This is a genomic window from Candidatus Thiosymbion oneisti, assembly GCF_900092655.1.
GTDB classification, from domain to species: Bacteria; Pseudomonadota; Gammaproteobacteria; order Chromatiales; family Chromatiaceae; genus Thiosymbion; species Thiosymbion oneisti.
The window spans coordinates 1-13,722 of the sequence record NZ_FLUY01000572.1; the positions used below are offsets into that span (position 1 = coordinate 1).

13 protein-coding genes are annotated in these 13,722 nt (G+C 58.7%); 2 read left to right on the forward strand and 11 right to left on the reverse strand.

Translation table 11 applies throughout. The features are described 5' to 3' along the window. Positions 1 to 65: 65 nt before the first annotated feature. Positions 66 to 332, reverse strand: a complete 267-nt coding sequence (locus tag BQ17_RS06070) for a hypothetical protein (RefSeq protein ID WP_176722317.1) — start codon at positions 330 to 332, stop codon at positions 66 to 68. A gap of 220 nt (positions 333 to 552) precedes the next feature. After that, the gene (gene guaB, locus BQ17_RS06075) at positions 553 to 2,022 is read right to left on the reverse strand and encodes an IMP dehydrogenase (RefSeq protein WP_089725237.1); all 1,470 of its coding nucleotides are present in this window, start codon (positions 2,020 to 2,022) and stop codon (positions 553 to 555) included. Between the two features lie 343 nt (positions 2,023 to 2,365). Here guaB and xseA point away from each other — a divergent pair, with 343 nt between their 5' ends. Then, positions 2,366 to 3,739: an exodeoxyribonuclease VII large subunit gene (gene xseA / locus BQ17_RS06080; protein ID WP_089725239.1), complete on the forward strand. Its 1,374-nt coding sequence runs from the start codon at positions 2,366 to 2,368 to the stop codon at positions 3,737 to 3,739. Between the two features lie 73 nt (positions 3,740 to 3,812). Here the strand turns inward: xseA and BQ17_RS20360 are convergent, their stop codons facing one another. From BQ17_RS20360 to trxA, 7 genes are all read right to left on the reverse strand, one after another. Next, positions 3,813 to 4,046, reverse strand: coding sequence for a hypothetical protein (locus tag BQ17_RS20360; protein WP_141699130.1), 234 nt, complete (start codon positions 4,044 to 4,046; stop codon positions 3,813 to 3,815). A 62-nt stretch (positions 4,047 to 4,108) separates the two neighbouring features. Further along, on the reverse strand, positions 4,109 to 4,456 hold the full coding sequence (locus tag BQ17_RS06085; protein WP_089725241.1) for a hypothetical protein: 348 nt from the start codon (positions 4,454 to 4,456) through the stop codon (positions 4,109 to 4,111). Beyond that, positions 4,453 to 4,800, reverse strand: coding sequence for a hypothetical protein (locus BQ17_RS06090; RefSeq protein ID WP_089725243.1), 348 nt, complete (start codon positions 4,798 to 4,800; stop codon positions 4,453 to 4,455). The genes BQ17_RS06085 and BQ17_RS06090 overlap by 4 nt, the downstream gene beginning before the upstream one ends. 141 nt (positions 4,801 to 4,941) lie before the next feature. Beyond that, positions 4,942 to 5,460: an FmdB family zinc ribbon protein gene (locus tag BQ17_RS06095; RefSeq protein ID WP_089725245.1), complete on the reverse strand. Its 519-nt coding sequence runs from the start codon at positions 5,458 to 5,460 to the stop codon at positions 4,942 to 4,944. Positions 5,461 to 5,617: 157 nt separating this feature from the next. After that, positions 5,618 to 6,607: an adenosine kinase gene (locus BQ17_RS06100; RefSeq protein WP_089725247.1), complete on the reverse strand. Its 990-nt coding sequence runs from the start codon at positions 6,605 to 6,607 to the stop codon at positions 5,618 to 5,620. A 9-nt stretch (positions 6,608 to 6,616) separates the two neighbouring features. Continuing rightward, entirely contained in the window at positions 6,617 to 7,873 is a 1,257-nt protein-coding gene (rho, locus tag BQ17_RS06105; protein WP_089725250.1) for a transcription termination factor Rho, read from the reverse strand. A gap of 463 nt (positions 7,874 to 8,336) precedes the next feature. Continuing rightward, positions 8,337 to 8,663, reverse strand: a complete 327-nt coding sequence (gene trxA, locus BQ17_RS06110) for a thioredoxin TrxA (protein ID WP_089725252.1) — start codon at positions 8,661 to 8,663, stop codon at positions 8,337 to 8,339. 201 nt (positions 8,664 to 8,864) lie between these two features. Here trxA and BQ17_RS06115 point away from each other — a divergent pair, with 201 nt between their 5' ends. Next, positions 8,865 to 10,277 carry a DEAD/DEAH box helicase gene (locus BQ17_RS06115; protein WP_089725257.1) on the forward strand — a complete coding sequence of 471 codons (1,413 nt, stop codon included), beginning with the start codon at positions 8,865 to 8,867 and terminating at the stop codon, positions 10,275 to 10,277. Positions 10,278 to 10,663: 386 nt separating this feature from the next. Here the strand turns inward: BQ17_RS06115 and BQ17_RS20365 are convergent, their stop codons facing one another. Continuing rightward, on the reverse strand, positions 10,664 to 11,044 hold the full coding sequence (locus tag BQ17_RS20365; RefSeq protein WP_141699131.1) for a hypothetical protein: 381 nt from the start codon (positions 11,042 to 11,044) through the stop codon (positions 10,664 to 10,666). 79 nt (positions 11,045 to 11,123) lie between these two features. Next, complete coding sequence (locus tag BQ17_RS06125) at positions 11,124 to 13,184, reverse strand: vanadium-dependent haloperoxidase (RefSeq protein WP_089725256.1); 2,061 nt, start codon at positions 13,182 to 13,184, stop codon at positions 11,124 to 11,126. Between the last annotated feature and the right edge of the window lie 538 nt (positions 13,185 to 13,722).

Below are 13,722 nucleotides of genomic sequence, written 5' to 3' on the forward strand. Positions count from 1 at the left end.
TCCCTGTTTTCGTTCGCCCTCTCCCCAACCCCTCTCCCGCCGGGAGAGGGGCTTTGAGGCTTAACTTAATGGCATTGGGATACAGATAAGGCAGCGTTCCTTGCGATTCGTTCCAGAGCCCTATCTATTTCCGCGTTTGAAACACTTTCGGTGAAAATCGAGAGAAACTGTTGCCAAGCCAGCAACGGAATACCGGCCAGTTTTTCCTCGAATAGTCCTGCTACATAGTCTTCCATAACGCCGGCGCGGGCTAGGCGCCCAAAGTTGCCGCCACTGTCGCTTGCTGGACGGTCTGAAATCATATCCGATTTGGTCGGATAATATTGACTCACGGAGGATAAATGGACATCCCTATCAGCAGTGCGTAACTCGCCGAATGTTCGGGAACTATTGAAATCTCAGCACCCTGACCATGCCCATCTTCTTTATTTGCACACGTAACGATTCCGGGATCTCTTCGTACACATATACGTCCGATACTTTCCCTCTCAGCTTTTTTTATCGTTTTGAAAACAACTCAAAAATTGCCATACTGATTCCTTATTGGGTACATCAGGCCCCAATCCGATAATTCGGCGCTTCCTTGATGATCTGCACGTCATGGACATGGGATTCGCGCATGCCCGCGCCACTGATGCGCACGAATTCCGGTTTGGTCCGCATTGCTTCGATATTGGCGCAGCCGGTATAGCCCATGCTCGCGCGTAGGCCGCCCATGAGCTGGTGGATTACATTGAGTACGCTGCCCTTGTAGGGCACCCGTCCCTCGATGCCCTCGGGCACCAGCTTTTCTTGCTCTTCGTCGTCCTGAAAGTAGCGGTCGCTGGAGCCTTCCTTGCCGCCCATGGCGCCTAGGGAGCCCATGCCGCGGTAGGATTTGTAGGATCGACCCTGGTAGATCTCCACCTCGCCGGGTGCTTCGTCCGTTCCAGCAAAGAGTCCGCCGATCATGACGCTGTGGGCGCCGGCCGCGATGACCTTGGCGATATCGCCCGAGTAGCGCAGTCCCCCGTCCGCGATCACGGGTATATCGTTGTCGGCGAGGGCCTCCGTGACATCCGCAACCGCCGTAATCTGGGGTACGCCTACTCCTGCCACGATGCGGGTGGTGCAAATGGAGCCGGGCCCGATGCCGACCTTGACCGCATCGGCCCCCGCCTCTACGAGTGCGCGGGCGGCAGCGGCGGTGGCGATGTTGCCGCCGATGACCTGGACCTCTGGAAACTCTTGCTTGACCCGGGCCACGCGCTCGAGGACGGCATGGGAATGACCGTGGGCGGTATCCACGATGACCACGTCCACGCCGGCCTCCACCAGGGCCGCGACCCGTTCGTCGGTACCGGCCCCGACGCCGACTGCGGCGCCGACCCGCAGGCGCCCGTGGTCGTCCCGGGACGCCTTGGGGAAGTCCTTGGCCTTCTGGATGTCCTTGACGGTGATCATGCCCCGCAGCGCGAAGTCCTGGTTGATGACCAGTACCTTTTCGATCCGATGTTTGTGCAGCAGGCCCACGATCTCTTCGCGGCCAGCGTCCTCACGCACGGTCACGAGGCGGTCACGGGGGGTCATGATGGAGGACACGGGGGCATCGTAGCGGGTCTCGAAGCGCAGATCGCGCCCGGTGACGATGCCGTCAAGTTGTCCTTCATTGGTCACGACCGGGACGCCGGAGATGTTGTTGGCCCGGGTGATATGCCTGACTTCCCCGATGCTGGTCTCGGGGGTGACCGTGATCGGGTCGCGGATGATGCCGCTTTCGTACTTCTTGACCGTGAGTACCTCGCGTGCCTGCCGCTCGGTACTCATATTCTTGTGCACGATGCCGATTCCGCCCTCCAGTGCCAAGGCGATAGCCAGTCGTGCCTCGGTAACCGTATCCATGGCGGCGGAGATCAGGGGGATCTTGAGATCGATAGCGTGGGTCAGGCGGGTACCCAGGTCCGCTGCGTTGGGCGGGACCCGAGAGTAGGCCGGTACGAGGAGGACGTCGTCAAAGGTGAGGGCTTCCTGGATCAGGCGCATGGCGATTGGGGCGTGCATTCGGGAGGGGTAACGACGAATTATAGATTTTGCGCCGCGGAGGGTAAATTCGGACGATCACAGACGCAAGGCAAGTGCGTATCGATTGCCTCTAGCTACCAGTCTCCGGTCGCCGGCTTCCAGCACCTGAACGATATCTTTTTCATCCGCAGATTACGCAAATTTTCGCAGATTCTTATCTTTGCTCACGCTGTAAGCGGAATACAATGGGGATTGTTACTCGACCTTGACGCCAAGGGCCTCCGACACCAGCGCATGGTCTGCTTGAGAAATCGGCGCGAATCTGCGTAATCTGCGGATCAAATACGCGCTCGCCCTTACCTGCATGCAACGGGATTCCGTCTGTAACCTGCTGGATTTCTCCCGGGACATCTACAGCGTCTCGCGCCTCAACCGTGAGGCCCGCGCCGTGCTGGAAGGCGGCTTTCCGCTGCTGTGGGTGGAGGGGGAGCTGTCCAACCTGGCACAGCCGGCCTCCGGGCACATCTACTTCTCCCTCAAGGACCCTGCGGCCCAGGTGCGTTGCGCCATGTTCCGGTCCAAACGGTTGTTGCTCGGGTTCAAGCCTGCGAACCACCAGCAGGTGTTGGTCCGGGCACGGGTCGGCCTCTATGAGGGTCGCGGCGAGTTCCAATTAATCGTCGAACACATGGAGCCGGCGGGGGAGGGCGCCTTACGTCTTCAGTTCGAGCGCCTGAAGCAGCGGCTCGCCGTCGAGGGGTTGTTCGACGAGTCGCACAAGCGACCGCTGCCGTCCATCCCGCGCCAAGTCGGTCTGATCACCTCACCCACCGGTGCCGCCGTCCGCGATCTGCTCACCGTGCTGGAGCGGCGCTTTCCGGCCTTGCCGGTGCTGATCTATCCGGCCCAGGTCCAGGGCGAGAGTGCGGCTAGGGAGCTGGTGGCGGCGCTCGATCTGGCCAACGGACGGGCGGAGTGCGATGTCTTGATCCTAGCTCGGGGGGGTGGGTCGCTGGAAGACCTGCAGGCCTTCAACGATGAGGCCCTTGCCCGCGCCATCCGCCGCTCGGCCATCCCGGTGGTCACGGGGATCGGCCATGAGATCGATTTTAGCATCGCCGATCTTGCCGCCGACCGGCGCGGGGCGACGCCATCGGCGGCGGCGGAGCTGGTCAGCCCCTCCGCGCAGCATATGGCACAGCGGGTGGGGGCCTGCGGGCAGCGCTTGGAGGCGGCCTTGACGCGGGAGCTTGCCGCGCGCCGGCAGGGCTTCGCCGCTGCGGAGCGGCACCTACGTCTGCTGCATCCACGCGATCGGCTCCGGCGTCGGCAGCGGGATGTCGAGGCGCTGCAACGCCGTTTGGCCACCGCGGTGGAGAGAAGGCTGGCAGAGGTGCGGAGACGCCTGGATCCGCTCACCCTGCGGGTACGGGGGGCGTCGCCGCAAGATGAGCTGGCACGCCGGTACCTGATCGTCGGTGCGCTCGGGCGCCGGCTGGACGAGGCGGTGGATCGGATATTGGATGCCCGCGGCGAACGCCTGGCCCGCGCCGTTCAGGGTCTGGAGGCGCGCAGCCCCCTGGCTACCCTGACGCGGGGCTTCGCCATCTTGCGTCGGGTGCCGACGGGGCGGGTCATCACCGACGCGGGTCGGCTCGTGCCCGGAGACCGAGTGGACGCACGCCTGGCCCGTGGCCGCCTGATACTCGAGGTCGTCGAGGTGGTTGGCGAGGATTGAGAAGCTGTCCGGCATGATTCGGTGCTGCCCGAGAAGGCGTCTCAAATAATCTGTTGAACGCCTGGTAACTTACCTAATTTCTTATCACACGTTTTTTTATTGTTTCGTCCATCTGCTCAAGACTAATACTATGCGAAGCTGTCAAAATTCCACAGGCACTGTCAATATCTTTGATTTTATTACTGGAAACAACCGAATCTTCTGTATCTAATGACCGAAAGATCACCTCTACTCGCTGATGTTGCAGCGATTCAGGAATATGTATATTTTCAGGTGCATCATCAAGAATTATACGAATTGGTTGCATTTTTTCTTCCTAACTCATTATTTGGCTATTTGTTGGTATCAGGTCAGCACTGGGCACAATTGTTATGCACCTCTGTGTTTGACATATTGCCTCAATACTTTATCCGCCGAGGCAAATACTGCGTTTATTTCGCTACGCAACGGGGAAAAACACTGCGTTTTTTCCGCCTCTCGATACAACGTATTTAACTTAGCATTAAGGTTTTGGTAGAAATCTGAGGAGCGTTTATCGACCACATCAATCACTGATTCTACTACAAATGCGACATCAGATGTCGCGCGGTTATCGTCAAGAAGCGTATTGCATGAGCGTGTAAACTCAGATAGTGGAGTAATTTTTTCCTTTTTCGTATAAAGGAAAATTAACAAAATAGCTAGAAACGCTGCGATAAGTAATGCTATATGCATCATTCTTCCTTCAAACTTTTTTCCTGCAATCTGTGAGTCTTCTCTTTAAGGGTAATTCTTTCTAAGTTCCACTTTTCTTCTTCAATTCTTTGCTTACGCAGTTCAACTTCTGTGTCTGCCTTTATCTTCTCTGCTTCTCGTTGAATCTTCTCAGCTTCACGTCTAATCTTCTCTGCCTCTGTAGTGGTTTTTTTCACTATGGAGTAGGTGCTTCCAAGAGATTCAACTATCTTTGTAACTACATTGATAATAATGAAGGCAGGCAATAAGACTAACGCGAAAAAACGGGCAACAGATGGGGGGAAATACTTTTCAAAGTATTTTTTCAATTCATCAAAATCGTACATTTTCGCCCTCCGAAGGAACGAACGAAAAAAATACAGCCAGAAAAGAAGAGGTGGTGCTCTTGGTTTGAGATCGGAGTCAATCCTTCCGACAACGCCGAATCATTCAGGATTACTCACCGCATCCTACGCCCTTTGTCCAACCTACCGCAGAGGATACCAAATCTCGTCCCGTTTGGGCGGCATCAGCTCGCGCCGCAGGGCCTTCAGGTCGGGTCGGGAAGATTTTACGGCGGTCTCGGCGAAGGGGTCTTCCTGCTCCAGCACATCGCCCAGCTCTGCCTCGATCTGGTCCGGGTCTTCGCCTGCTTCCATGCGGCGGATGGCCTCCGCCATGCCGGCGCCGGGCTGCATGCCGGTGGCGTCGAACAGGCGCTGCATGATTCCGGCCGCCTGCCTCGGGTCGTTCTCATCGAGGTTCTCGAGATCGCCGGCCATGGACGCGAAGGCGCGCATCATCTGCTTCTCGTCCATTCCGGGCGGCAACTCGGCGTCCTCTGCATGCCCGCCCCTGGCCTTGGAGATGGCGAATGGGGACGCCTGCCGCGCCAGGTCGGGCCGGCCGCAACCGGGGCAAGTGGGTTGCGTTTCGGTGTCAACTCGGCGGGAGAAGAAGTTGAAAATGGTATGGCAGTCGGGGCAATAGAACTCATAGACAGGCATGGTGTTTCCCTGAAAGAGGAATTGACTACGAATCACGCGAATCGGCGTGAAAAAGATCCCTCCCTTCGGTTCGGGATGACAATTTCGCGAGGATTCGCGTGATTCGTAGTTTTTCCTCTTGTTTGCCAATCGTAACGCTTATCTTAATGGCATTGGGTTACAGGAACCGCCGCAGGACGGCCTGGGTCTCCTCGGTACTGAGACGCGGCCCCAGGCTGGTCACCAGCTTGGCGGAGGCCGCCGCCGCCAGATCCCCCGAGCGTTTGTGGCCCCAGCCCTGGGTGCGGCCGTAGAGGAAGGCGCCGGCGAACATGTCTCCGGCGCCTAGGGTGTCGACCGCAGCGACCTTGACCGGTGCGATCTCGATCATGGCATTGCCGTCGTAGACCAGTGCGCCTTCGGGGCCCCGGGTGATCGCGAATTCCTTTGCGATCGTCTTCAGAAAGGCGGTGGCCGCATTCAGGTCTTCCGTGTCTGCCATGCCCTTGGCCTCGGCCTCGTTAGCGAAGAGCAGGTCTATGCCACCGCCGATCATCGCCATGAGACCTGCCTTGAAGTGGGTCACCAGGTTGGGGTCCGAAAGGGAGATAGCGGTCTTGACCCCCGCCGCCTCGGCAATCCCCTTGGCGGTGATGGACAGCCTGCGCGCTGAGTCGGAGGTGACCAGATAGCCCTCCGTGTAGAGATAGTCGGAAGCGCGCAGGGCTTCCGGGACTAGCTCCTGCTCGGCCAGGTCGCCACTTACACCTAAGTGGGTCACCATGGTTCGGTCCGAGTCCGGTGTGACCAGGACCACGCAGCACCCGGTGTGCCCGTCCTCTCGATGGGTGTGGTGGTTGGTATCCACGCCGCCGGTGATCAGGTCGTCCATGTAGAAGCGACCGAGGGTATCGTTGGCCACCTTACAGGAATGGAAGCCCCTGCCGCCGAGCTGGCTGACCGCGATGATGGAGTTGGCCACGGAGCCGCCGGAACCCTTCCGGTGATGGTGTCCCTTGAGGTGATCCATGATCCGGATCTGGTGGTCCGCATCGACCAGGGTCATGACCCCTTTATCGATCCGCAGCTTGACGAGGTCGCTGACATCCACCTCGTATTCCATATCCACCAGGGCATTGCCGATGCCGTAGACGTGGTATTTCCGCATCTGCTTGCTCTACCCCCGCATCGAGTCAAAAAATTCCCCGTTGGTCTTGGTGGTTTTGAGCTTGTCGTGCATGAATTCCATGGCGGCCAGCTCATCCATAGGGTGCAGGATCTTGCGCAGGATCCACATCTTCTGCAGGTCGTTCGGCTTCATCAAGAGCTCCTCGCGGCGGGTGCCGGAGCGGTTGATGTTGATGGAGGGGAAGATACGTTTCTCAGCGATGCGCCGGTCGAGGTGGATCTCCATGTTGCCGGTGCCCTTGAATTCTTCGTAGATGACATCGTCCATGCGCGAGCCGGTCTCCACCAGGGCGGTGGCGATGATGGTCAGGGAGCCGCCTTCTTCCACGTTTCTCGCGGCGCCGAAGAAGCGCTTGGGGCGCTGCAGGGCGTTGGCGTCCACACCGCCGGTGAGGACCTTGCCGGAGGAAGGCACGACCGTATTGTAGGCACGGGCCAGTCGAGTGATGGAGTCGAGCAGGATGACCACATCCTTTTTGTGTTCCACCAGACGCTTGGCCTTTTCGATGACCATCTCGGCCACCTGGACATGACGGGTGGCGGGTTCGTCGAAGGTGGAGGAGATAACCTCGCCGCGTACCGAACGCGCCATCTCGGTGACCTCTTCCGGGCGCTCATCGATGAGCAGCACGATGGGGAAGCACTCCGGGTGGTTGTGGGCGATGGACTGGGCGATATTCTGCAGCATCATGGTTTTGCCGGCCTTGGGCGGGGAGACGATGAGGCCGCGCTGGCCCTTGCCGATGGGGGCGCACAGATCGATAGTACGGGCGGTGATGTCCTCGGTGCTGCCGTTCCCGATCTCCAGCTGCAGCCGTTGGTTCGCGAACAGGGGCGTGAAGTTCTCGAACAGGATCTTGTGCTTGGCGTTCTCTGGCCGATCGAAGTTGATGTCGTTGACCTTGAGCAGCGCGAAATAGCGCTCGCCATCCTTGGGTGGCCGGATCTTCCCGGAGATGGTGTCGCCGGTGCGCAGGCCAAAGCGGCGGATCTGGCTCGGCGAGATATAGATATCGTCCGGGCCAGCAAGGTAGGATGCATCGGCGGAGCGCAGGAAGCCGAAACCATCCTGCAGGATCTCGATCACACCGTCCCCGTAGATATCCTCACCTTTCCTTGCTTGGGCCTTGAGAATCGCGAAGATGAGCTCCTGTCTGCGGGATCTTCCCATGCCCTCGATGTTTACGGTTCGGGCCAGATCCACGAGGGCAGGCACCGGCATTTTCTTAAGTTCAGTCAGGTTCATGATACTGTTTCGGTTGCAAGGCCATCTTAAGTTCAAGGTGCCTGTATGAGGTTAAGGATGTCCCGCCATGTTCGCTCGGATAGCTGATTGAACATGAAACGAACATGAAACGAACATGAAACGAAGTCGTAAAGCGCAGCTCCGACTTCGCGCATCGGAAAACCCTTAAGTAGGGATTTCCTTGAGTTTCCCCCGATTGGCCCTTGTGGGGTGTGGATCGGGCAGCGAGGCGCGGGGGATGCTACTTTAGTCTGTCGCCTATGGATCTCTCGTGGGAAGCGAGGTGTGTCTAGCGTATCCGAGGGCAGGGTGCTGCAACGCCCCGATCGGATGCGGGGAGACGTGCATCGCGGTGGAGACTTCCTTAGGTGACGGATGTTGCGGCGAGGGACACTCGGACGGACGCCGCAGTCGGCGTTGCTGTCTCGCTGTGATCGCGGTGGACAGGCCTCTCCCCGCTGGGTCACAGGTTACTATCGATAAAGGCAGTGAGCTGTGACTTGGAGACGGCACCGACCTTGGTCGCCTCTACCTCGCCTTCCTTGAACAGCATCAGCGTCGGGATACCGCGGATTCCGTAGCGCGGAGGCGTGTTCGGGTTAGCGTCGATGTTGAGTTTGGCGACCCGGACCCGGCCCTCGTACTCGGCGGCGATCTCGTCCAGCACAGGTGCGATCATTTTGCAGGGGCCGCACCAGTCGGCCCAATAATCGACGAGTACCGGCTTGGACGATTGTAAGACTTCCTGCTCGAAGGAGTCATCCGTTACATGGACGATGCGTTCGCTCACAGAGGTGATCTCCCGTTAGGTTGATGCTTGAGGGATAGAGGCTGCCGTTTGCGGCATTCGGCGCTGGGACAGAGAAGCGGCGGGGAATTGGCGTCGGTACGCCCTTCGGATTAAGATGCTATTTGAGCCAAGAATTCAGAAATATGCAACCCCTGCTATCGACAAGTGGGGGTAAACCTACCGATTTTCCGTCCCTTGTTCATGACCCAGACCCACCTGACCGACACGCGATTCGCCTCCTTCGACCTCGACCCCCGGATTCTCCAGGGGCTTCAAGACGCCGGATTTACCCATTGTACGCCCATCCAGGCGGAGATCCTCCCGCTGGCGCTGCCCGGACGGGATGTGGCCGGGCAGGCCCAGACGGGGACCGGCAAGACGGCCGCGTTTCTGGTCACCGCGCTGCAACGGCTCGTCACGTATGAGCCGCATCCGCAACGTCGGGTGAACCAACCGCGGGTGGTCATCGTCGCACCGACCCGGGAGCTTGCCGTGCAGATCCACAGGGATACAGTGGTCCTCAATCGGCATACAGGGTTTCGTCTGGGCCTGGTTTACGGCGGCACCGGTTATCAGGAGCAGCGTGATGTTCTGAACACCGGGGTGGACATCCTGGTCGGAACCCCCGGACGGCTCATCGATTATTATAAGCAAGGTGTCTTCGACCTGCGGGCGGTGGAAGTGGCGGTCATCGACGAGGCGGACCGCATGTTCGATCTCGGCTTTATCCGCGACATCCGCTATCTGCTGCGCCGCATGCCACCGCCGACCAAGCGGCAGGGGATGTTGTTCTCGGCAACCCTTTCCTACCGGGTCACCGAGCTCGCCTATGAGCATATGAACCACCCGCACCCGGTGAAGATCCAGCCGGATCAGGTGACCGCCGACCGGGTATCCCAGCACTGCTTCATGATCGCCAACGACGAGAAGATCCCCCTGCTGGTCGGGTTGCTGCGGGGCCTGGAGCAGGCCCGCGTCATCGTCTTCGCCAACACCAAGCGAGCGACCGAGGCCATCTGGGGCTATCTGGAAGGCCATAGCCTGCACGCGGCGGTACTCTCCGGTGACGTGCCCCAGAAGAAGCGCCTGCGGTTGCTCAAGCAGTTCCAGGAAGGGGGGCTGCCGATCCTGGTGGCTACCGACGTAGCCGCCCGCGGCCTGCATATCCCGGACGTGACCCACGTGATCAACTATGACCTGCCGGAGGATGCGGAGGACTATGTCCATCGTATCGGTCGCACCGCCCGGGCCGGGGCCGCCGGCGATGCCGTCAGCTTCGTCTGCGAGACCTACGCCTTTTGCCTGCCGGATATCGAGGCCTTCATCGGCGCCAAAATTGCGATCAGGCCCGTGACCCCGGATCTACTGGCCGAGATCGACCCGGCGCGGTTCGTGCGCACGCCCCGGCGGCGCCATCCCCAGGACAAGCGCCGCGGCCATGGTCACGGCCATGGGGGCAGGCACAAATCACGTCCGCAAGCGGTCGAGGGAGAACCGCATAAAGCCGAGACCAAGGAAACCGAGGGTGCAGGCGTCAAGCAGCATCGCCGGCGGCGCAGACGCAAAACGGGTGGCGCCGGTGACGGTGATTCCACCCTAGCGCCGCCAAGCTGAGAAATGGTGTGGAGTAACTTGTCTTCGCCTTAACCCAGCGCGGAATGGCTTTACGCTAGGAGGTAGTAGTAGAAGTTTAAATAGAAACATCGCCACTGGCAGTGGGTTGGGCACGCCACGAGCTGTACCTCCTCTCCCCCCGGGAGGGTGTCGCAAAAGTCCTTATTGAGCTAACTCATCGCGAAAATCAAGCCCCTAGGTCGGGTCAGGCCAGGGCGACGAAGGTGGCTGACATACGGCGGATGGCGCCGGCTTATCCGCCCTACGCGGGCTCTGTGCTCTCTGTGGTTCGAAATGACTTTTGCGACACCCTCGGTGGGAGCGGGGCGAAGCTCGTAGCCCAACACACCATTTAAAACTTGGCTCTTTATAGACTCCAGACTGTTCTATCCTCCCTCCCCGGCACGACCGTCGAACGTAGTGAGCACCTGTCTGCGTGCAGGGACACACCGGCAGGCGGCGAGCCGGAGCGGTCCGGCGGAAACTTTGGAGTGCGGCGGCGAGGTTATCCCGGCATTGGTAGAAACCCAGGGTACCTGGTGTAACCGGGGGTGCCGGCAGGTACAGTGCAAACCCGCCGCCGCTTTGAATTTGGCGACGCCTCTATCCCCGGCCCGGCGTTGCAGCCAGGGGAAAGCGCCGTCGCTGCGGCGCGGGTGGAGCCCGCTGCCCAGGTTCTTGGCAAGCGCCGCTGGTATCCCCTGTCGCTGAGGTTCGATGCGGTCGCGCCGCTTTGCCGGCGCACTCCAAAGCAGTCCGCAATCCATAAAGAGCCTAAAACTTAACCACTACCCGCCCAGGAAGTGCAAAGACAGAAACACATCCCTGTGTTTATCCGGCGGACGGTTAGTAGACGTGCTTCGTCCACCAACTGGACGGTACTATTCCCGACTTCGACCCCAGGCCCGAGTGGTATCTGAACAGCGGTTTAAGACTCCCCGGTTGACTCTCCAGAACCACCACCTCGCCGTCGAAGGTCTCGAAGGTCATCGACACCTTTTCCCCGTAGGTAATGATCTGTTCCTGCAGGATTCCGACGGCGATCCGCTCACCCATGCGCAAGGAATCATAGTAGTCCGAGTAGTAGTGCACGCCGGCCATGTTGCGCCCGATGGAAATATTAGCGGCCAGCTTGTTGAGCTCCCCTTGCACCGTTAGCTCATCCGGCACTTTTTCCAACGACATCCCGTCGTCCGACGGCTTATATGCACAGGGAAACTTACACTCTTTACCATCATCGTCATACATCTCGAAAAATGCCTTCAGGATGGTGACGCAGGCACCGGCCACGGTGGCGTGCCCGGCACCGTAGGACGGATGCATCGGTGAACCTTCCGGAAAGGCCATTGGCAAGAGCAGGTTTTGATCTTTTCCGTTTTGATCTTTACCCATAGTAAAGGGTGAGGACTTGGTGCAGGTTACCTTTCGGGCATGCTTGATGCTCGGGCCATTCTGACGTTGATTGTGGTCACGGATGTACCCCAACAGATCGGATGGTAGCGAGTTATACAGCTTACCAATCGCCGCCTCACCCTTCTTGCCGAATCTTCCATCTTCCTCATTCTCATAAGCCGTCAATAAACCACCGATCCCCTCGGGGCGGGTACGGCAATGGTAGTTAAACTTCTGCCGTCTCACGGCCTTCAGGGCGCGTGTCGCCACTTCGGTCAGCAGCGACAGGATGTGTGGACCACCGAAGGTGGCAAATGCAGCACGTGTGGGATGGCCCTTGCCCTCGGGGAACCCCTGGTCAAAGGGAATTTTCAGTCCCTGCATGATCAGACAGGCGTTCAGATAGGCCTGATAGAGGGCGTCATAGTGCACATAGGTCGCCAGATCCCGGGGGGTCGTTATGAAGCGGCCTTTGAACCCGCATTCTTGTTTGGGCTCGCATTCTCGTTTGGATTCGAATTCTACCGCCTCTGTGACATCCGCGCCGTTTTGTACATCCAACCAACTGCACCAGTCGGTCATGAAATCGACGCCGACCTTGTGCACCGCAACGCGTTGATCGATGACCTGAGTACCATATTCAATGTAGCCTTGTTGAATATAGTCTTCTCCCTTCTCATTGCAGGTGTGCCCCTTATTACCGACGAGTAGGAACTGGGAGAGGAATGGACTCTCCTTCGCCCCGGGTGCCGATCCGCGGAGAAAGGTTTTGCATGTGAACTTGCCATTCTCGTCAGGCTTGTCGAGATCCTTCTCGAGACGGGCCTTACGGCGATTGGTTTCCTGCCGGGTCGGCTTGTTGCAGCACGATGGCTCTGGTTCTTTTTTGAACCAGTCCATACCGGCTATCAGCTTGATCAACTCTTGAGCAGTTGCTACCGCCGTAGTATTTCCAGCGGGATCTGGGCTGATGAGCGTGTCTTTGCCTGCCTCGATGGTTGAAAAAGGCACATCCCTCAGCAAGGCAGCGGCATAGACTTCCGCCATCTCCACCGCCAGCTCACATGAATCGAGACGCGGCGCAGGCGCCATACCCACATCCCCCGCGTCCGGCCCTTGCAGGTCGTAGACATGGCCGGCAAGAGGACTCTCCCATGTCCTAAAGGAGGGTGCCGGCAGTTTCTTCCCCGTGCAGGGGTCCTCGATGGTCGAGCAGTAAGTCGTATTGCCCTGCGCATCCTCATTGCCCGTCGACACGTCAAAATGCCACTCCGGCTTATTGATGGCGTCACGGAACTTCTCGAAGGCTCCTTTCTTTACTACTCCGTGGTCATCATGTGGCAATCCTTTTGTAAAGTTCGTGATGTAATAGGGTGCATAGTTGTCTTCTTCGCCGTTGTTTTTGGTGATGACCTTGGGACGCTCGGCTCTGATTTTATCGGCCGCTGCTCTGATTTCGGAAGCCCGTTTTGAGCGGTCTTCACCTTCCGGGTATGGCGTTTGGTTGGTAGGCATTGGATGTTCTCCTCTGTTGTGTTTGCTTGCTATCGTCTTAGAGGCTGTCTAAAAACTAACCCATTGATTTTAAATCGGTAGGCTGGGGTGAGGAACGAACCCCAGCTTTGATTATTGCTGGGTTTTGGCCATCCCTGGCCGCAACCCAGCCTACGGCCTACGGTCCCTTTTTAGACCGCCTCTTAGGTTCTTCACTGAGATGGACCGGCCGCTCAGGGCATCTTGAAAAATCCGAGGTACCCCTGTGGCACCGGGATGTGCCGCCCTCAGCACGTGAAAATACCGGGATTTCGAAAATCGAAAGGCTCTTTATAAGGATTCCGGACTGCTTTGGAGTGCGCCGGCAAAGCGGCGCGACCGCATCGAACCTCAGCGACGAGGGATACCAGCGGCGCTTGCCAAGAACCTGGGCAACGAGTTCCACGCGCGCCGCGGCGACGGCGCTTTCCCCTGGCTGCAATACCTTGCTGGATACGTCGCTAAATCCAAAGCGGCGGCGGGTTTGCACTGTACCTGCCGGCACCCCCGGTTACACCAG

Bases quoted from the DNA above. Each gene is read 5' to 3' on its own strand.
- BQ17_RS06125 (WP_089725256.1), bottom strand. From the start codon at position 13,184: ATGCCTACCAACCAAACGCCATACCCGGAAGGTGAAGACCGCTCAAAA.
- BQ17_RS06100 (WP_089725247.1), bottom strand. From the start codon at position 6,607: ATGCGGAAATACCACGTCTACGGCATCGGCAATGCCCTGGTGGATATG.
- xseA (WP_089725239.1), top strand. From the start codon at position 2,366: ATGCAACGGGATTCCGTCTGTAACCTGCTGGATTTCTCCCGGGACATC.
- rho (WP_089725250.1), bottom strand. From the start codon at position 7,873: ATGAACCTGACTGAACTTAAGAAAATGCCGGTGCCTGCCCTCGTGGAT.
- BQ17_RS06095 (WP_089725245.1), bottom strand. From the start codon at position 5,460: ATGCCTGTCTATGAGTTCTATTGCCCCGACTGCCATACCATTTTCAAC.
- BQ17_RS20360 (WP_141699130.1), bottom strand. From the start codon at position 4,046: ATGCAACCAATTCGTATAATTCTTGATGATGCACCTGAAAATATACAT.
- BQ17_RS06090 (WP_089725243.1), bottom strand. From the start codon at position 4,800: ATGTACGATTTTGATGAATTGAAAAAATACTTTGAAAAGTATTTCCCC.
- BQ17_RS20365 (WP_141699131.1), bottom strand. From the start codon at position 11,044: ATGGATTGCGGACTGCTTTGGAGTGCGCCGGCAAAGCGGCGCGACCGC.
- BQ17_RS06085 (WP_089725241.1), bottom strand. From the start codon at position 4,456: ATGATGCATATAGCATTACTTATCGCAGCGTTTCTAGCTATTTTGTTA.
- BQ17_RS06115 (WP_089725257.1), top strand. From the start codon at position 8,865: ATGACCCAGACCCACCTGACCGACACGCGATTCGCCTCCTTCGACCTC.
- guaB (WP_089725237.1), bottom strand. From the start codon at position 2,022: ATGCGCCTGATCCAGGAAGCCCTCACCTTTGACGACGTCCTCCTCGTA.